The 18,298-nt window shown below is 35.2% G+C and carries 16 protein-coding genes and 3 pseudogenes; 12 read left to right on the top strand and 7 right to left on the bottom strand.

Annotation, left to right across the window (positions count from 1 at the left end):
* Positions 1–73: 73 nt before the first annotated feature.
* The 5 genes and pseudogenes from BSU00_RS07695 (at position 74) to BSU00_RS07715 (ending at position 4,048) form a co-directional block, all read left to right on the top strand.
* Positions 74–1,203: pseudogene (locus BSU00_RS07695) on the top strand (P-loop NTPase).
* A gap of 110 nt (positions 1,204–1,313) precedes the next feature.
* Positions 1,314–1,550: a NifU family protein gene (locus tag BSU00_RS07700; protein WP_105003830.1), complete on the top strand. Its 237-nt coding sequence runs from the start codon at positions 1,314–1,316 to the stop codon at positions 1,548–1,550.
* 186 nt (positions 1,551–1,736) lie between these two features.
* The gene (locus BSU00_RS07705; protein ID WP_105003831.1) at positions 1,737–2,792 is read left to right on the top strand and encodes an NAD(P)/FAD-dependent oxidoreductase; all 1,056 of its coding nucleotides are present in this window, start codon (positions 1,737–1,739) and stop codon (positions 2,790–2,792) included.
* Positions 2,793–2,794: 2 nt separating this feature from the next.
* A complete protein-coding gene (locus BSU00_RS07710) occupies positions 2,795–3,709 on the top strand; it encodes a sterol desaturase family protein (protein WP_105003832.1) in 915 nt (304 codons plus the stop codon).
* Positions 3,710–3,712: 3 nt separating this feature from the next.
* A complete protein-coding gene (locus BSU00_RS07715) occupies positions 3,713–4,048 on the top strand; it encodes a 2Fe-2S iron-sulfur cluster-binding protein (RefSeq protein ID WP_105003833.1) in 336 nt (111 codons plus the stop codon).
* A gap of 27 nt (positions 4,049–4,075) precedes the next feature.
* On the opposite strand, the gene BSU00_RS07720 is transcribed toward BSU00_RS07715, so the two are convergent.
* From BSU00_RS07720 to BSU00_RS07750, 7 genes are all read right to left on the bottom strand, one after another.
* A complete protein-coding gene (locus BSU00_RS07720; protein ID WP_233188652.1) occupies positions 4,076–4,597 on the bottom strand; it encodes a flavodoxin in 522 nt (173 codons plus the stop codon).
* A complete protein-coding gene (locus tag BSU00_RS07725; protein WP_233188667.1) occupies positions 4,594–5,169 on the bottom strand; it encodes a class I SAM-dependent methyltransferase in 576 nt (191 codons plus the stop codon). The genes BSU00_RS07720 and BSU00_RS07725 overlap by 4 nt, the downstream gene beginning before the upstream one ends.
* 76 nt (positions 5,170–5,245) lie before the next feature.
* Entirely contained in the window at positions 5,246–7,300 is a 2,055-nt protein-coding gene (locus BSU00_RS07730) for a PepSY domain-containing protein (protein ID WP_105003835.1), read from the bottom strand.
* Positions 7,300–7,602: a hypothetical protein gene (locus tag BSU00_RS07735; RefSeq protein ID WP_105003836.1), complete on the bottom strand. Its 303-nt coding sequence runs from the start codon at positions 7,600–7,602 to the stop codon at positions 7,300–7,302. Before BSU00_RS07735 ends, BSU00_RS07730 begins: the two co-directional genes overlap by 1 nt.
* Positions 7,603–7,604: 2 nt before the next feature.
* A complete protein-coding gene (locus BSU00_RS07740; protein ID WP_146104824.1) occupies positions 7,605–7,934 on the bottom strand; it encodes a hypothetical protein in 330 nt (109 codons plus the stop codon).
* A 76-nt stretch (positions 7,935–8,010) separates the two neighbouring features.
* Positions 8,011–9,555 (bottom strand): TonB-dependent siderophore receptor, encoded by a 1,545-nt coding sequence (locus BSU00_RS07745; RefSeq protein ID WP_105003838.1) that lies wholly within the window; start codon positions 9,553–9,555, stop codon positions 8,011–8,013.
* Positions 9,546–10,634, bottom strand: a complete 1,089-nt coding sequence (locus BSU00_RS07750) for a carboxypeptidase-like regulatory domain-containing protein (protein WP_105003839.1) — start codon at positions 10,632–10,634, stop codon at positions 9,546–9,548. The genes BSU00_RS07745 and BSU00_RS07750 overlap by 10 nt, the downstream gene beginning before the upstream one ends.
* A gap of 291 nt (positions 10,635–10,925) precedes the next feature.
* On the opposite strand from BSU00_RS07750, the gene BSU00_RS07755 reads away from it, so the two are divergent.
* From BSU00_RS07755 to BSU00_RS13700, 7 genes and pseudogenes are all read left to right on the top strand, one after another.
* A complete protein-coding gene (locus BSU00_RS07755) occupies positions 10,926–12,083 on the top strand; it encodes a homogentisate 1,2-dioxygenase (RefSeq protein ID WP_105003840.1) in 1,158 nt (385 codons plus the stop codon).
* Positions 12,084–12,111: 28 nt separating this feature from the next.
* The gene (hppD, locus tag BSU00_RS07760) at positions 12,112–13,272 is read left to right on the top strand and encodes a 4-hydroxyphenylpyruvate dioxygenase (protein ID WP_105003841.1); all 1,161 of its coding nucleotides are present in this window, start codon (positions 12,112–12,114) and stop codon (positions 13,270–13,272) included.
* A 187-nt stretch (positions 13,273–13,459) separates the two neighbouring features.
* Complete coding sequence (locus BSU00_RS07765) at positions 13,460–14,377, top strand: tryptophan 2,3-dioxygenase family protein (RefSeq protein ID WP_105003842.1); 918 nt, start codon at positions 13,460–13,462, stop codon at positions 14,375–14,377.
* A gap of 93 nt (positions 14,378–14,470) precedes the next feature.
* Positions 14,471–15,237 (top strand): annotated as a pseudogene (locus BSU00_RS07770) (DUF3108 domain-containing protein).
* Positions 15,238–15,335: 98 nt separating this feature from the next.
* The gene (locus BSU00_RS07775) at positions 15,336–16,628 is read left to right on the top strand and encodes a peptidoglycan DD-metalloendopeptidase family protein (protein WP_105003843.1); all 1,293 of its coding nucleotides are present in this window, start codon (positions 15,336–15,338) and stop codon (positions 16,626–16,628) included.
* Positions 16,629–16,630: 2 nt separating this feature from the next.
* Positions 16,631–17,768, top strand: a pseudogene (locus BSU00_RS07780) (hypothetical protein).
* Entirely contained in the window at positions 17,687–18,196 is a 510-nt protein-coding gene (locus tag BSU00_RS13700; protein WP_255402314.1) for a hypothetical protein, read from the top strand. Before BSU00_RS07780 ends, BSU00_RS13700 begins: the two are co-directional and overlap by 82 nt.
* The last annotated feature ends 102 nt before the right edge of the window (positions 18,197–18,298 follow it).

Raw genomic sequence — 18,298 nt, forward strand, 5'->3', positions numbered from 1 at the left:
ATGCTATGACGTATCTTTGCTCTAGAAATTAACGATATTATATCGTATTCGAACTAATATAGCACAGCAATAAATGAGTTTTAAGAAACAAGACATATACAAAGCTTTAGAAACGTTAACGGCACCAGGTGAAGGAAAAAGCCTCGTGGAAAATGGTAATGTTAAAAATGTAGTAACCTTCGGCGACGAGGTTATCGTGGATGTTGTTATTAACAATCCAACACTACAAGCTAAGAAAAAAGTAGAGGTAGATATCATGAAGCGATTCACCAGCATGTGGCCCCTAAAATTGTCGTAAAAGTTAATGTAAAAGTTGAAGCTGCTCCTAAAGAAGACAGCAGTCAAATTAGGGGTAAAGAAATCCCAAATATTCAAAATATAATTGCTGTAGCCTCAGGAAAAGGAGGGGTAGGGAAATCTACCATAACCTCCAATATGGCAATTTCTTTGTCTAAAATGGGCTTCAAGGTAGGTGTTTTAGATGCCGATGTATACGGTCCTTCGCAACACATAATGTTTGATGTGGATAAAGTAAAACCACAAGCAGTGAATGTAAACGGTAGGTCTAAAATGAAACCCGTTGAAAACTACGGAGTAAAATTATTGTCTCTTGGTTTTTTTACCAATCCGGATCAAGCGGTTATTTGGAGAGGTCCAATGGCATCCAAAGCCTTAAATCAGCTTATTTTTGATGCTGATTGGGGTGAATTAGATTTCTTACTAATAGATTTGCCTCCGGGAACGGGAGACGTACATTTATCAATTGTGCAAGCACTACCAATTAATGGTGCGGTTGTGGTAAGTACGCCACAAAATATTGCCCTAGCAGATGCCAAAAAAGGCGTTGCAATGTTTCAACAGGATAGCATTAATGTACCTGTATTAGGAATCGTTGAAAACATGGCTTATTTTACGCCAGCCGAGTTGCCAGACAATAAATATTATATTTTTGGTCAGGGAGGAGCAAGACATTTAGCAGAAGATATTGCTACTAGTTTCTTAGGAGAAATACCTCTAGTGCAAAGCATACGAGAAGCAGGAGATGTAGGGCATCCTGTGGCGTTACAGGAAAACACACCTTTATCTGATGCGTTTACCGAAATGACCAAAGAGATGGTTACGCAATTATTAAAGCGAAATGCGAACCTTCCACCAACAGAAGTTGTAAGAATTACAACAATGAGTGGATGCAGCACAAAATAAAGATTTTATCACTATTTTTGGTAGTGAAAATTAATGAAATTGTTTAACAACAAAACTCAAACTCCCAATTTGAGTTTCTTCTCATAAGAGGAGATTAAGTAGGGAATGTTATGACTGCGTCAGAAACGAGAAATAATGTAGAAAAAGCTTTAGAAGAAATACGTCCTTTTTTGATTAGTGATGGAGGAAACATCAAATTATTATCTATAGAAGATACTACCGTTAAAGTGCAACTAGAGGGTGCATGTACTGGTTGTTCGGTTAACCAAATGACACTAAAAAATGGTGTAGAGGCGACCATAAAAAAATATGCTCCTGAAATTAAAGAAGTAATTAACGTAGCCTAACACTAAAGTAATTTAGTGTATGTCGTGTCTTTTCAATTTAGAAATTAATTAAGTTGCCAATGGCTTAAAGTTGAGATGCCTTTTTAAGCACGGTAAAAGCATTTTCTAATTAGCGAAAAAATAATTTAATTCCTGTCTTTATGCTCTAAGACAGGAATTACAGTATAAAAAAGATTTACAAAGTAAATGATACAAACAGATATATTAATAATTGGTGCTGGTCCAACAGGACTTTTTACCGTTTTTGAGGCGGGGCTTCTAAAATTACGTTGCCATTTAATTGATGCTTTACCGCAACCAGGAGGGCAGTGTTCGGAAATATACCCTAAAAAACCTATTTATGATATCCCTGCATATCCAGAGATTTTAGCTGGAGACTTAACCGAAAGGTTATTAGAGCAAATCAAACAATTTGAACCAGGCTTTACTTTAGGGGAACGAGCAGATACTATTGAGAAACAAGAAGATGGGACGTTTATCGTGACTACCAATAAAGGAACAAAACACGCTGCTCCGGTTGTTGCTATAGCAGGAGGTTTAGGTAGTTTTGAGCCTAGAAAACCACCAATCCCGAATATTGCTGAATTTGAGGATAAAGGTGTAGAGTACATGATAAAAGAACCAGAATTATATCGTGATAAGGATGTAGTAATTGCAGGTGGAGGAGATTCTGCCTTAGACTGGTCTATTTTTTTAACCGATGTAGCAAAATCGGTTACCTTAATTCACAGGAGAAATGAGTTCAGAGGTGCTTTAGACTCTGTTGATAAGGTACAAGAACTGAAAAATGAAGGTAAAATAATGCTCATTACACCTGCAGAAGTTAAGGGAATTGTTGGAAAAGACTATGTGGAGGGAGTTCTTGTGGAGCAAAAAGATAAAGAACCATTTACGCTGAAAACAGACCATTTTATTCCGTTATTTGGATTGTCACCTAAGCTAGGACCAATTGCAAATTGGGGATTGGAAATTGAAAAAAATGCCATAAAAGTAAATAATGCCCTCGATTATCAAACCAACGTTCCTGGTATTTATGCCATTGGTGATGTAAATACCTATCCAGGGAAGTTAAAATTGATTTTATGTGGTTTTCACGAGGCTACTCTTATGTGTCAGAGTGCATACCAGAGAATCTATCCCGATAAAAAGTATGTAATGAAGTATACAACTGTGGGTGGCGTACAGGGATTTGACGGAACTAAGAAAGAAGCACCAAAAGCGGTAGTTAAAGCAATAAATTAAAAATGATTTTTAGTGACTATATAAAACAACTCTCTCAAGATAACTTATTATATTTTGCACTACCCATTTTTTTTATATGTATTCTGGTAGAATACCAATTTGCTAAACAAAATTACCAAAGACAAGACACAAGAGTATCGTTGTTCATGATGGTATTTGCAGCCATAGTGGAGTTTATTCCGAAGGTTCTTGCTTTTGTTGCCTTTGTCTATTTACATGCACTAAGTCCATGGAAAGATATTGTTCAACGCCAATGGTGGGCTTGGCTATTGTTACTTTTTCTAGACGATTTCTCGTACTATTGGTTCCATCGCCTAAATCACGAAGTACGCTTGTTTTGGGCAGGTCATGTTACGCATCATTCTTCAACCAAAATGAATTTTGGAACTGCCCTACGACAGGGAGTTGGCGAACGAGTACATAAATTTTTTTACTGGTTATGGATTCCGTTATTAGGTTTTGATCCATTGATGATGTTTACCATGATGAGCATTAGTTTGATATATCAATTTTTCGTGCATACAGAGGTAGTACAAAAGCTTCCAAATTGGGTGGAATATATTTTTAATACACCGTCCCATCACCGCGTGCATCACGCTTCCAATATTCGGTATTTAGATTGCAATCATGCAGGTGTGTTTATTCTTTGGGATCGACTTTTTGGAACCTTTTCAGAAGAGTGCTGTGAGGAAGACAAGCCCATATACGGTCTAACTGTCAATATAAACTCCTATGATCCTATGCTTGTAGCAACTCACGAATATGTAGCTATTTGGAAAGATGTTAAACGAGCAAAGCATTGGAAAGATAAGCTTCAGTATATTTTTAATGCTCCTGGATGGAGCCATGATGGCATTGATAAGCGAGCAAAAACCTTACGAAAGAAAATAACTAAATTACAAAACCATTCTGAGTAGCTTATGGATAACAATGATATAACGATAAAGATCACAGACAGAGAAGGTATTTTACACGAAGTAGTTGCCCCGACCGATATGGCGATGAATTTAATGGAAGTAGTCCGTTCCTATGAGCTGGCTCCAGAGGGAACCATTGGTATATGCGGAGGAATGGCAATGTGTGCTTCTTGCCAATGTTATGTCAAATCAGAACATGAAATTCCTGAAATGACTGACGATGAAGATGCTATGCTAGCAGAAGCTTTTTACGTAGAAGACAATAGCCGTCTTGGATGCCAAATTCAAATGACTCCAGACCTAGATGGTCTCGAGGTAGAGTTGGCTCCCGAGAGTTAATAGAGTTCTATTTATGGTAAAGAAGGTTTATAACTCTGCCTCTTTTTTAATTTGTAAGAGCCATTTTTCGATGCGCTCTTGGGTTAATTCAGGTTCGTTATCCTCGTCTAATGCCAATCCATAAAAAAGGCCTTCGTCCGCAAGTTCTGCTTTAGATTCTGTAAAGTCATATTTAGCAGTTGGCCATTTTCCAATAATGGTGCCCCCATTTTCTAATACAACTTTTGCCAATATTCCAACGCCATCGATAAAATATTCTCCATAACCATATTGATCTCCTAGTCCAAAAAGAGCTACTTTTTTACCAGAAAAAGAAATACTTTTAAACTCGTCAAAGTAACTTTCCCAGTCGCTCTGTAAATCTCCATCATACCAAGTAGAAAGCCCTAAAATAATAAAATCGAATTTTTCAAAATCAGAGGAACTTACATTTGTCACTTCAATTACCTCAATATCCATTTCTTTCCATTCGTCAACAATACTATGCGTAACCTCCTCTGTCATTCCGGTATCAGAACCGTAAATTAACCCTATTTTTGTATTCATCATTTCTTAATTAATGTTGCAGTTGTATATATTCTTTCTACCAAATCGCCAGATTTGCTAGTCACATTTTCTTTAGTGTTTGTTAGTTCAGAGATAATAAAGGGTGTTTCCTTTACTAGGTTTTTAAAATCGTTTTCACTAAATAAATTAAACCTTTCGTTTACAAAAGGAAGTTTTTGCATACAACTCTTTTGTACATAACCAATTACACAGATTCCTTCCTTTTTGAGAATGCGATACATTTCTTTGAGTAGTGCTTTTGGTTTTTTCCAAAAATAAATAGTGTTAACGCTAAAAACTTTATCCATACTGTTTGGAGGATACGGTAAATTTTCACCGTCATAAAGCGAAAAACGAATCTTACACTCCTTTTTTAAGGGGACACTATTAGCTATGGCCTCAGCATTCATAATTTTAGAGATTTCTATACCATAATAGGATATGTTTTTAGCTGTTGCAAACAAAGAGCTTAAATGTCCTCCGTTACCGTGTCCTAGCTCAAGAATTTGTTCTTTGGGTTGAATTTTTAAGGTGTTAATAGCATTCATCGTCATCGAAAAATTTGTTGCGTTCATCAAGACACCAATTTTTTTCCCAGCTCTCCCTCCGGACAAGCTAACTGTCGTTCTAATTCCTTAAGCTCCTCTTTATTCATGAAGGTATACTTTCATCGCCATTAGTACTATCTTTTCGCCACTCATTTAAGGCCTTTATTAATAGGATACTCGCAACAACTAACAGGATTAAAATGAATATTTCCGAAATATTGGATGGTTCATAAATTACAGCAGTTATTACATGGTATAGGTTAAATATGCCAAGTATAATAGCCCAAATGAATGAAGATAGGACAAACCATTTTTTGGTAATTTCTAAAGACAGTAATCCAAAGGTCAACGCTAACCCCTCTAATAAAATTCGCCATTGATGTGCCCAAAATGGCGTTTCTCCGGTTGCATCATCCAATAAAATTGATTCCTGAAAGTAGACATTTGCTAAACCATAAACATGGTGAAATATAAATCCTATTGCAATGAATATCCATAATAGTGAAATTTTTATTCTCATTGGTAGGTGGTATTTTTTATTGGTTAGTGTATTTTGTTTTTTATTTTCTTTTGTATTGGTGTATGAGATTGGTGTTTTATTAAAGGAGCTTTTTTCTTTAATACTAGGTTTAACTTTGAAGTAAAAAAGTAGTGCCAAAGAGGCAATTAGTAACCATAGAACATCTACAGTTAGAATTTCATATTGTTTATCTGCATAAGTTTTCCAAATCCAGTTGCCAGACACTAGTCCATTACTAATAGGTATCAAAAAGCCAAATATTGCTCCTAATAATAAGCTTGATTTATTGGTGTAGTAGTTGTCTCTTTTACATCTGTAAAAAATAGCAAAGGCAAACCATGATAAAAAGTAAAAAGAGTAAATGGCGGTTTGCTTATTTAAAAAATTACCAATACCAAACTTTACAAATAGAAAAGACAATGCGGTAGCAGGCAACATCGATAAGCATATTGCTAGGTAGATATGCCCTATTTTAGCTGTAAACATTCGTTGCTCTAGTTGCATACTCTTTTTATTTCTTGCTTCAACCCAAATAAGTACTCCAGTCAGTATTACAAAACAAGTTATTAAAGCGAGTATGAAGTAAATTATTTTTATGAAAGAACCACCAAAATCAGCAAAATGTAAACGACCAACCGTCCTTTGTACATCTTGTACATAGTTTGGTTCCCTTGGATTTGTAATGCTTTCTATCCTTCCTGAGTATGCGTCATAAGTTATGTTTCCGCTTCCAACAAAACGTTCTTTATCCGAAATATCTCCAATAATAGTATATTTCATATTAACGCCTTTATAGTTTTTGATAAAAGCTCGTGTTAGGTGAAAATCATCCCACTCTGATGCAGTTTGCTTGGCAAAAGTATTAAAGCTTGGTACTTCCTTATCGGAAGGTTTTATCCATTCGAAGGTTTTTCGTTCTGGACGCAGATCTTCAATTAATTTGGTTTGATTGTTATTGTAAAGGAAGTTTGCAGGGATTAATACTAGTACACTAGTTGCAAAATACGCACCCGTAACGGCAAAAACAAATTGAAAAGGTAATCCTATAATTCCAAGCGCTGTGTGGGCATCTGTCCATAATTTCTTTAGGATGGATTTTGGATTAAAAGTAAAAAAGTTACTGCCAATTTTTTTCCAATGTACTATGGTACCGGTAATTATTGCAAATAAAAAAAACAAGGATATTAAACCTGCGAGATAGACACCAATGCTGGGTATTTGTTGTAAAAAGTGCAATCGGTACAAAAACTCACCGAGACTGTATTGCTCCTCATATGTTTTGGTATCTTTTGTAATAATATCGGTGTAAAAATAGTGTGGTGTTTTACTTGCCTCAGAGGCTAAGGAATCCTTACTAGGCCCCAAGTAAACATATATAGCATCACTCTTCCCACCAAAATTAAGTTGCATATCTCTGCCTAGTAAATCATACTTCGCATCTAAATTTCTCAATATTTCGTCGTAGTCAATGTGTTCTCGTTTTACATGACTTATAAACCTACCCTCTTCCCAAATTTGGATTTCTTCTCTGAATAATGAAAATGCACCTGCAAAAAATATTACATAAAGGGCAACACTGATTATAATGCCACTAACCGTATGGGTGTTGAAAAACACATTGTAATTTCTTTTTGGCATTAGATAAAGGGATTATTTTGGTTATTAAAATAATACGACACGAGTAAAAGAAGTATACTTAAACCGTATAATCCCCATACTTTCCAACCATTCTTAAACAAATAAGGAATGATTAAAAGAGCGCACCAAACAATATAAAAAGTAACGATGGTGGTAACCAAAACCTCATGATGCTTGGGGATTAGAAGCGCAATATTCATATGAAGTAAAGCATCTATAAAATATCCACCTATAATGCCAGCAGAAAGTTTAGCAAATTTTTGCCATGGTGATTTAGTTAGGTATTTTGAATTAGCAGGCATACTTAAGAAATAAATTCAATAATGAAAGTTAACATAAAAAATATAACAATATGTTTGTAGGTTACAGCACGCATTGGGTAGAATAATATGGTCATGCTAAAAACAACCATAATTGTTCCTAACCAAACTATAAGCCCAGACATACTTCCAAATGTCTTTACAGAAAGTATTAACGGTATAACCAAGGCAATAAATCCAATAACTTTCGATAGAAATTGATGTTTTTGAAACCATTTTTCAATTGGAGAACCTTCTTTTATTTGGGTACTTTTTGCACCGTTATACAGTGCAAAACTGGCCATACAAATTAAAATAATAATTAGGTTTACCATATTTGTATATTTTAATCCATAAAACTCTGAGTAATATGATTACTCAGAGTTTTATAGAAGTTTTTTTGTTTTTTTCTTAGAACTTATAGGTAATTGTACCTAAAAATGCTCTTGGTGCTTGCGGATTTATAGTACTCCATCCCTTGTAATACGTTTCATCTGTAAAATTATTTACTTTTACACCAATTCTAAATTTTTGTGAGTTGTAATAAATTGCACTGTTAAAAACAACATAACTTGGTAGCTCAAATTGTCCACTAATACCGTTGTCCATGGTATTGTATGAGGAAGCTCCGTTAAACCCTATTCCAATTCCGAATTTTTCTAATCCTGATCCTTGTTTAAATTTATAGTCTGCCCAAAAATTGTATACAGATTCAGGCCCTGCTTCTTCCGGTCTTTTATGTAAAAGCTCTGCAATTGTAACCTTTGTAATCTCACTATCATTGTAAGCATAGGAAGCTCTAAGGTTTAATCCTACAAAAGGATTCGCATTTACCTCTAGTTCTACTCCTTGACTTACAATTTCATCAATTGGCACACTTACAGGTAACAGTAAGCTACTAGGGTCTGTACCTATTCTGTCTTCAGCTTTGATATTGTAGTAGCTTGCACTAATATTCAATTTACCGTTAATTAAATTTGTTTTGACACCAGCTTCAAATTGGTTTGCTTTCGTAGGCTCCCATGTATCATAATCTCCTGTTGCTGGATTGAATACAGGATCATTATTGATAAAACCTGTCTGGTAGTTTGTAAATAAGCTCAACTTATCTTTAATTGGTTGATAGATAATTCCTGCATTAGGAGAGAATGTTGTTTTGGTAAATCCGTCATCTGGATTTTTTACATCTCCCTTTTGGTTAAAATAATCCAAACGCAATCCAACATTAACGGTTAATTTGTCTGTTAGGTTAATAACATCAGAAACATACGCTGCAAAAGTACTAGATTTAAAATCGTCATTTCTTCCAGGTACTTGATTGAAAATTTCCTCCAAACTAGCATTTGTGATATTCGTTGTTGCTCCTGGCGTAAAAGATGTAGGTATTACGTTTCCTTGTGCGTCAAAAAATGCATCGAAATAGGGTAAACTAGAATAAAAAGCTTCTAGATATTCTGCTGTTGGTACCAATTCTGGAATACTGTTTAACGTACCTAATAATTGTGGGAAATTAGAGGTTGACGTAATTACAGGGTTGCCACTTTTATTTTTGTAGTTATACTTGCTTACCACATAATCTAATCCGATAACCATGCGATTACGCATATTACCTAATTTGAAGTCTCCTGTAAAATTTTGTTGAAAGTTAATGTGGTTTGCAAGAGCATCACGTTTATCAAAAATTCTAGTAAATGCCTCTGTTTGCAATAAAGAACCTGCTTCTTGTAACATTGGAGCTACTATCGGTGATAATATTGGTTGTAATGGAGCAAGAGCTGGGTCGGTAAGTAATTCCTGTAATGATAAAATTGCCACAGCTCCACCATCTATATTGTACTGGTAAAATCCTTTAGATTCTCCAAAATTTCCTGCAAAAATTGTTTGCGAGGTCCAATTATCGGATAACTTATAATCAGCAATTGCTCTTGTTGTTACACTTGGGCTTGTTAAGTACACATCATCCGAAGTAAATGATTTTTTGGGTCGACGTTCAGTTCTTCAATACTTGTTGAAACTAATGGTAACCCTCTACGTAAGAATAACATTGAGGGATTCGTTTGTCTCGTCCATGAGTACTCTAGCCCAGCAGATAAATTTAATCTGTTATTAACTCTATACATTAAAGAAGGAGCTACGAAGAATGTTTTTCTAAATCCTGCATCTTGAAAACTATCTTGAGTCAAGTAAGAAGAATTTAATCTGAAATACATGTTTTCTTTTTTGTTCAATGCTGTATTAACATCTAAGGAAACACGATGTGTTCCAAAGCTACCTCCTGTATAAGAAACGCTTCCTCCGGTTCCTTTATACGGTTTTTTAGTAACTACATTGATCAGCCCTCCAAGAGAAGTAAATGTGCTTCCAAATAAAGTAGCTGAAGGTCCTTTTATCACTTCAATTCTCTCGATATAGGAAGGATCAATAGCACTTAAAGTTACCCCAGGTAAACCATTTACCATTTGCGGTTGCGTTGAAAAACCTCTTGTAGAAAAATATCCAGTCCCTCTTAACGGATCTCTTCCTGTAGCTTCCCAAAGTTTAGAAACGCCCGTAGCATTTACAAGAGCATCATCTATACTTGTAACCACTTGAGATTCTAATAATTCTGTAGTAACAGTAGAATATACATGAGAATTATCTAAATCTTTCAAAGGTAGTTTTGAAACATAGGCAGATTCTTTTCGTGAAAATTTATTTTTTCTATCAGTATCGATAGCAACTTCCTGAAGTAATTCATTTCCTTCAAAAAGAACTACAGTTAAATTTTCAGACTGTTGGTTGTTTAATGTATATGTCTTGGTTTTATATCCTACATAAGATACTACCAATGTTTTTCCATCTTTTGCAATAGTGTTTAATTCAAAATTACCATTATAATCGGTTTGTGTACCGGTTTTAGTCCCTTTTATAATAATATTTACTCCCATTAATGGGACTCCGTCAGCATCACTAACAGAACCACTAACAACATTATTTTGTGCCATTGTTGCCACGACACTTAGAAGTAGCAATAGGGCAGTTGATAAGCCTTTCATTATTTTTATTAAGTTTTGATTAAAATTTAGCCACAAAAATATTTCTTAAAATTTTAATATCAAAGCTTATTTAGAATAAATTAAAATAAAACATTCGTAGTTTTCATTTTTTCAAACCTTACCAAACACAATTTTATATTCTGTATATTTGTATTACAAAAGCATAATTATGGTTACTTGTAAACCTTTTTTTGGCTTACTCGCACACCTCAAATTTCTAATGAAACGAAATCCTGAGTGACAATGATTTAAAGAAGACGAAATAACTTAATAACTTTAAATCAAAAAAATATGCCTTTTTATCATAAATTAGGAAAAATTCCACCGAAGCGCCATACGCAATTCAGAAAAGATAATGGCGATTTGTATTATGAGCAGTTATTTGGCACCATTGGTTTTGATGGTATGTCAACTAATATGTATCATGAATACAGACCTACTATGGTCAAAAAAATACAAAAGCAATATACTATTGCGCCCAAAATAGCCAAAGAAAATAATATACAATCGTATCGTCTACGAGGTTTTCAGGTACCTCAAGAAAACGATTATTTAGATAGTAGAAAAGTAGTGCTAACAAACTCAGATTGTAATATTATTCTGGCAGCGCCAAAAAATTCAACTACTGATTATTTTTATAAAAACACTGATGCTGACGAAGTAATTTTCATTCATAAGGGTTCTGGTAAGTTACGTACTATGTTAGGTAATTTAGACTTTTCATATGGGGATTATCTGGTAGTTCCTAGAGGAACTATATACCAATTAAATTTTGATAGCGAAGACAATAGACTTTTTATCGTGGAGTCCTACTCACCGATATATACGCCAAAACGATACAGAAATTGGTTTGGGCAGTTGTTGGAGCATTCGCCTTATTGTGAGCGCGATTTGCGACAACCAAACGAATTGGAAACGCACAACGAAAAAGGTGACTTTTTAATGAAGATTAAAAAGAAAAATGAAATCATAGAAATGGTGTATGCTTCGCATCCTTTTGATGTTGTTGGTTACGATGGATTTAATTATCCCTACGCCTTTTCAATTCATGATTTTGAACCAATAACCGGTAGAATTCACCAACCACCACCTGTACATCAAACTTTTGAAAGTTCTGGTTTTGTGATTTGTAGCTTTGTACCTAGGTTGTACGATTACCATCCAGATTCTATACCAGCTCCATACAACCATAGTAATATAGATTCCGATGAGGTTCTTTATTATGTAGATGGTGATTTTATGAGTAGAAACGATATCGAAGCAGGACATATTTCCCTCCACCCAGCGGGTATTCCACACGGGCCGCACCCAGGAGCAACCGAGAGAAGTATCGGGAAAACAGAAACGGAAGAGTTAGCCGTTATGGTAGATACCTTTAAACCATTAATGGTTACTGAGGAAGCTATGAAAATAGCAGACGAAGATTATTACAAATCTTGGATGGAATAGCATTAGTTAAATTACAAATTAGAAAGAAATGTCAAAAGAAATAAAATCCGTAAACTACGGTTTAGAAAAAATATTTGAAGGAGCACAAGATTTCCTTCCCCTTTTAGGAACAGATTATGTAGAGTTTTACGTTGGAAATGCCAAGCAATCGGCGCATTTTTATAAAACCGCATTCGGTTTTCAATCGCATGCTTATAAAGGATTAGAAACGGGTTCAAAAGACTCGGTTAGTTATGTGTTAAAGCAAGACAAAATTCGTCTGGTATTAACGACGCCATTGACCAGTAAGTCACCGATTAATGATCATATCGTAAAACACGGAGATGGTGTTAAAATAGTCGCTTTATGGGTTGAAGATGCAAAATCTGCTTGGGAAGAAACTACTTCAAGAGGCGCCAGGTCATACATGGAGCCAACGGTAGAGAAAGATGAACATGGAGAAGTAGTTCGATCGGGTATTTATACCTATGGAGAAACTGTTCACATGTTTGTGGAAAGGAAAAATTACAATGGAGCATTTTTACCAGGGTTTAAAGAATGGAATCCGGATTACAATCCACCAAGTGCTGGTCTCAAGTATATCGATCATATGGTTGGTAATGTAGGTTGGAACCAAATGAATAAATGGGTAAAGTGGTACGAAGACGTCATGGGATTTGAGAATTTTTTGTCGTTTGATGACAAGCAAATCCATACAGAATATTCCGCCCTAATGAGTAAAGTAATGAGCAATGGGAATGGAAGAGTAAAATTCCCTATCAATGAACCAGCTGAGGCAGCAAAAAGATCGCAGATAGAGGAATATCTCGATTTTTATGAAGGTGAAGGAGTACAACATATTGCTGTTGCCACGGACGATATTATTAAAACAGTGGCACAATTAAAAGCAAATGGTGTAGAGTTTTTACCACCACCGCCACAAGCATATTACGATATGATTCCAGAACGATTAGGAGTACACAGAGACATGATGAAAGAAGATATCGCTAAATTACAAGAGTTATCTATTTTGGTAGATGCTGATGAGGAAGGTTACTTATTACAAATTTTCACTAAGCCAGTGGAAGACAGACCAACGTTATTTTTTGAAATTATTCAAAGAATGGGAGCAAGAGGCTTTGGTGCTGGTAACTTTAAGGCTTTGTTTGAGTCTATCGAACGAGAACAACAACTTAGAGGAACCCTGTAAAAATTTTTACTAAAAAGGATATGTAAAACCAAGAAAAAGCTACATTTGTTTTCTCTTGGTTTTCTTTTTGAAATTATGGAAGGCAAACTAAGCAACAATTCACGCGATTTAAATACAATGTTTCCCTTCTAGTAGTTGCTTTTCAAATTCGGTAATTGAAAGGAGTACAATTAGTAAACAATATACAATGAGCAAAGAAAAACTATTACAATCTATAGAAGAAAAATACGAGGAACTGGGGGTTCCAGTGGAGGCCATGTTAGAGGGTCTACTCTGGAGTAAGCCAATTACCTATTGGGATTATATACAAACAGATGCCCTTTTAGGCTTACAAATTCCGAGAACTACGCAGCCCGATGAGATGGTATTTATCATGTATCATCAGGTAAATGAACTTTTGTTCAAAATGGTCTTGTGGGAAATCGATCAAGTTGCAAAAGCAAATACAATTACTGCGGAAAAATTCGCGAAGCATTTAATGCGCATCAGTCGCTATTTTGACATGCTTAGCAGTTCCTTTTCTGTAATGGCAGATGGAATGGATGTTGAACAATACCTTAAATTTAGAAATACCTTAACCCCTGCTAGTGGTTTTCAAAGTGCACAATATCGTAAAGTAGAATTCGCATCTACAGAGTTAATAAATCTCATAGATGCTCGATTTAGAGATACTATTGACAGGTCTTCATCTTTTAAGCACGCCTATGACCATTTGTATTGGCAGGCAGCAGGTAAAAATTATACTACTGGTCAAAAAACCACTTTATTGTCTTTATTTGAGAAAAAATACATGGGAGAGTTTATTGATTTTATGGAAGATTATAATGATTGTAATTTGTCTTCTAAGTTTAAGCAGCTTCCTGAATCGGTGCAAAAAAGTGAGGAGCTCGTAAAAGCAATGCGTCACTATGATTACACTGTGAATGTAAAATGGGTAATGGCCCATTATGATGCTGCTGGAAAATATTTGGGAGGGGATGATACTGCCTTAGAAGCAACAGGTGGCAGTAATTGGCGAAAATACCTACATCCAAAATACCAAAGGAGAATTTTCTTTCCTTATTTGTGGAGTGCCGATGAACTAAAAAACTGGGGAACCTTTTAAAAACACACAAAAACCCATCATTTAGTGCCTATTTGATGGGTTTTTCTTTTTTGGAATAGTAATTGATTGTTTTATTTCATAAGTTTGACATCGATGAAGAAAATTTTTGCACTCCTTTTTTGTTGTTACCTTACCACCGCACTAACTGCTCAAGAAGAAAAAGTGGCTTTTAAAGATGGGGAATGGTTGCGTTATAAAATGAGTTACAGTGGTTTTCTTAGAGCAGGAACAGCAGTTCTGGAACTAAAAGAAGAAACGCTTAACGAAAAAGAGTCATACATGCCACTGGAAAAGGATGGACCTCCGGAATGATTAGTTGGTTTTTTAAATTAAATGACACCTACGAAAGTTATTTTAGTGCCTCTGATGTTAAGCCTTATTTATTCAAGAGAGATATCGATGAGGGGGGGCACAAAAAAAGAAGAGACGTAACCTTCGACCATGATAAAAATACGGCATTTGTAAAAGATTACCTTAAGAAAAAAGATACTGTTATCACTGTAAATGGTCCGCAAGACATGATTTCTACCTTTTATTTCCTCAGAAATTATGACACTAAAAACATGAAGGCAGGTGAGGAAATTAGTGTGGATATGTTTTTTGATTTTGAAACGTATTCTTTTAAACTTCAATTTTTAGGATATGAAACCTTAAAAACAAAATTTGGTAAGGTTAAAACACAAAAATTTCGTCCAATAGTTCAGGCAGGGCGTGTTTTTAAGGCTAAAGAAAGTGTAACTGTGTGGATCACTGCAGACGAAAATAAAATCCCTATTCGAATGAAAGCGTCTCTTGCTGTAGGTTCTCTTAGGCTGAATTGGAGGCCTACAAAGGTTTGGCAAATTCTTTCCGTATCATAGTAGACTAATTGTAAGATGTTTAAGTATTGTTAAAGTCTATCGAACAATTGTATATATTTGTACTTTTGTAGTATTAGGCCATTTAAATTACCATCCCTTTGAAAAATATATTTATCGTATTGCTAACATTGCTAGCATTTTATTCTTGCAAAGAAGCGAAAAAAGAAGCAAAGATTCCCATTCAACTAGAAAAACCGAAACCTGTGTTTTTGTTTGGCTATAATCTTGACGACTACAATGTCGTACACGATACCATTGAAAGTGGTGAAAGTTTCGGAGTTATTCTAGATAGGCACCACATAATGTACCCTAAAATAAATAAAATAGCCACGCTTGTGAAAGATACTTTTGATGTGCGAAAAGTGCGTTACGGAAAACCGTATACCATTTTAACCTCCAAAGATTCCTTACCAAAAGCAAAGGTTTTTATTTACAAGCACAATAAAGTTACTGCTACAGTAATTGATTTCAAAGATTCTACGATATCGGCTTATAAACACAGAAAGAAGATTAAAACAGTAGAAAAAGAAGTGGCTGGTAAAATATACTCTAGCTTATCTGTTACCATGGACAGTCTCGGTTTACAACCGTCTTTAACCAATAGAGTGGCCGATATTTATGGTTGGACTTTAGATTTTTATAAGTTACAAAAAGGCGATAAGTTTAAATTAGTGTATGAGGAAAAATTTATCAACGACACCACTTTTGTGGGTTATGGTAAGCTTAAAGCTGCAGTTTTTAAACATAAAGGAAAAGATTTATACGCGTACAGATACGTCGCAGATTCTCTAAAGAACGAGGCAGAGTACTACAATGAAAAAGGAAACATGCTGCGAAGAGCCTTTCTTGTGTCTCCTATTAAATTCCAATATCGAATTTCATCTCGGTATAATTTACGAAGACGTATTAAACTTTATGGTAATAAGGTACGTCCTCACAAAGGAACTGATTTTGCAGCAAAAAAAGGAACCCCCATTATGACTACTGCTAGTGGAACCGTAATCGAGTCGAGAAGAAAAGGTGGGAATGGAAATTACGTCAAAGTAAAACACAATAGTACCTATACTACCCAATACTTACATATGAAAAAAAGAAATGTTAAGGTTGGCGATTACGTCAAGCAAGGTGATATTATTGGATGGGTTGGAATGACAGGAAATACCAGTGGACCTCATGTTTGTTATCGCTTTTGGAAAAATGGAAGGCAAGTAGATCCATTTAAACAAAAATTACCAACGGCCAAGCCTTTGGAAGAAAAATACAAACCAGCTTATTTTGATTATATTTCGAATCTTAAGACACAGTTGGATGGGATTCCATATCCGGAGCCACAAGAAATGCAATTACAAGATTCGATACCATCGAGCATACAAGTCATAGCGCATAATTAAATATGGCTTTAAAAAAAATAAATCCAACCAAAACTACATCTTGGAGAGCTCTTGAAAAACATTTCGCAGAGGCCAAACATTTTCAGCTTCCCAAGTTATTTCAAACAAATAAGCAAAGAGCAAAAGAATTTGCGGTCACTTTTGAAGAATTACATTTTGATTTTTCTAATAACCTCATAAATGAGGAAACTTTACACTTACTTGTCAATTTTGCAGAGGAGGTAGATGTAAAAGATGCCATTGAAAAATATTTTTCAGGAGCTCCGATTAATGAAACAGAAGGTAGGAGTGTGTTGCATACTGCCTTGAGAAGTTCGTCAGAAGAGGCGGTATTTGTTGCGGGAAAGGATGTAAAACCAAAAATCAAACAGCCTTGAGAAAAATCAAGGCGTTATCTAATAAAGTGATTTCTGGAAAATGGAAGGGGTATACCGGAAAACCAATTACAGATGTTGTAAATATTGGTATTGGAGGTTCCGATTTGGGCCCTAGTATGGTAATAGAAGCACTTCAATTTTACAGCAATAAATTGCGTACGCATTTTATCTCTAATGTAGACGGCGATCACGTACAGGAGGTTTTACAAATAATCAATCCTGAAACAACATTATTTGTTATCGTTTCGAAGTCTTTTACCACACAAGAAACCATAGCAAATGCAAACACCATTAGAGATTGGTTTTTGAAAAAGGCAACCATATTTGATGTTGCCAAACATTTTATAGCCGTATCCTCTAATCTTCAGGCAGTGGAAAACTTTGGAATCGATAAGAAAATATTTTTCCGATGTGGGATTGGGTAGGTGGACGCTTCTCTTTATGGTCTTCCGTTGGAATTACCATAAGTTTGGCATTGGGTTATGAGCACTTTAAGGCCTTATTAGACGGAGCAGAAAAGATGGATAACCATTTTAGAAACTCCGAATTTTCTAAAAATATACCTGTCTTAACAGCTTTACTTAGTATTTGGTACAATAATTTCTTTGATTCTGAAACCGAGGCTGTGTTGAGTTATTCTAATTATTTGGCGAAGTTTCCAAGTTACTTACAACAAGCTCTATGGAGAGTAACGGGAAAAGTTTCGATAGAAATGGAGAACCTGTTGTTTACCAAACCGGTGGTATTGTTTGGGGCGGTGTAGGAACAAATATGCAGCATTCTTTTATGCAATTAGTACACCAAGGTACAAAACTTATTCCTGCAGATTTTATCGGGTTTTCCGAGCCACTGTTTCAAGATAAACAGCATCATGACATCCTAATGGCTAATTTTTATGCCCAAATTAAGGCCTTGGCCTTTGGACGTTCTAAGGAAGATGTACATCTTAATTTAAAAATGAACGGAGAATTAGACCAACTTTCTAAATTATTACCCTATAAAGTTTTCTCAGGAAGCAAGCCCTCCAACACTTTTCTGTTACAAAAATTGACGCCGAGTTCCCTCGGAATGTTAATTGCAATGTACGAGCACAAAGTGTTTACACAAGGAATTTTATGGAATATCTATTCTTTTGATCAATTTGGTGTGGAATTAGGGAAAGAAATCGCCAAAAAAATGTTAAAATCGTAAAAAAACAAGCCATTAGTTTCTAAATAAAATGTTAAAAACCTTAACATTAAGTTAATATTAGACTTGTATAAATGTTGGAATTTTGCTAAACTAAATTGATAA

It is taken from the genome of Tenacibaculum sp. SG-28, from assembly GCF_002954385.1.
Classification (GTDB): domain Bacteria; phylum Bacteroidota; class Bacteroidia; order Flavobacteriales; family Flavobacteriaceae; genus Polaribacter.

Bases quoted from the DNA above. Each gene is read 5' to 3' on its own strand.
- BSU00_RS07750 (WP_105003839.1), bottom strand. From the start codon at position 10,634: ATGAAAGGCTTATCAACTGCCCTATTGCTACTTCTAAGTGTCGTGGCA.
- BSU00_RS07755 (WP_105003840.1), top strand. From the start codon at position 10,926: ATGCCTTTTTATCATAAATTAGGAAAAATTCCACCGAAGCGCCATACG.
- BSU00_RS07740 (WP_146104824.1), bottom strand. From the start codon at position 7,934: ATGGTAAACCTAATTATTATTTTAATTTGTATGGCCAGTTTTGCACTG.
- BSU00_RS07765 (WP_105003842.1), top strand. From the start codon at position 13,460: ATGAGCAAAGAAAAACTATTACAATCTATAGAAGAAAAATACGAGGAA.
- BSU00_RS07720 (WP_233188652.1), bottom strand. From the start codon at position 4,597: ATGATGAATACAAAAATAGGGTTAATTTACGGTTCTGATACCGGAATG.
- BSU00_RS07710 (WP_105003832.1), top strand. From the start codon at position 2,795: ATGATTTTTAGTGACTATATAAAACAACTCTCTCAAGATAACTTATTA.
- BSU00_RS07725 (WP_233188667.1), bottom strand. From the start codon at position 5,169: ATGAACGCAACAAATTTTTCGATGACGATGAATGCTATTAACACCTTA.
- BSU00_RS07705 (WP_105003831.1), top strand. From the start codon at position 1,737: ATGATACAAACAGATATATTAATAATTGGTGCTGGTCCAACAGGACTT.
- BSU00_RS07730 (WP_105003835.1), bottom strand. From the start codon at position 7,300: ATGCCAAAAAGAAATTACAATGTGTTTTTCAACACCCATACGGTTAGT.
- BSU00_RS13700 (WP_255402314.1), top strand. From the start codon at position 17,687: ATGGAGAGTAACGGGAAAAGTTTCGATAGAAATGGAGAACCTGTTGTT.
- BSU00_RS07735 (WP_105003836.1), bottom strand. From the start codon at position 7,602: ATGCCTGCTAATTCAAAATACCTAACTAAATCACCATGGCAAAAATTT.
- BSU00_RS07700 (WP_105003830.1), top strand. From the start codon at position 1,314: ATGACTGCGTCAGAAACGAGAAATAATGTAGAAAAAGCTTTAGAAGAA.
- hppD (WP_105003841.1), top strand. From the start codon at position 12,112: ATGTCAAAAGAAATAAAATCCGTAAACTACGGTTTAGAAAAAATATTT.
- BSU00_RS07715 (WP_105003833.1), top strand. From the start codon at position 3,713: ATGGATAACAATGATATAACGATAAAGATCACAGACAGAGAAGGTATT.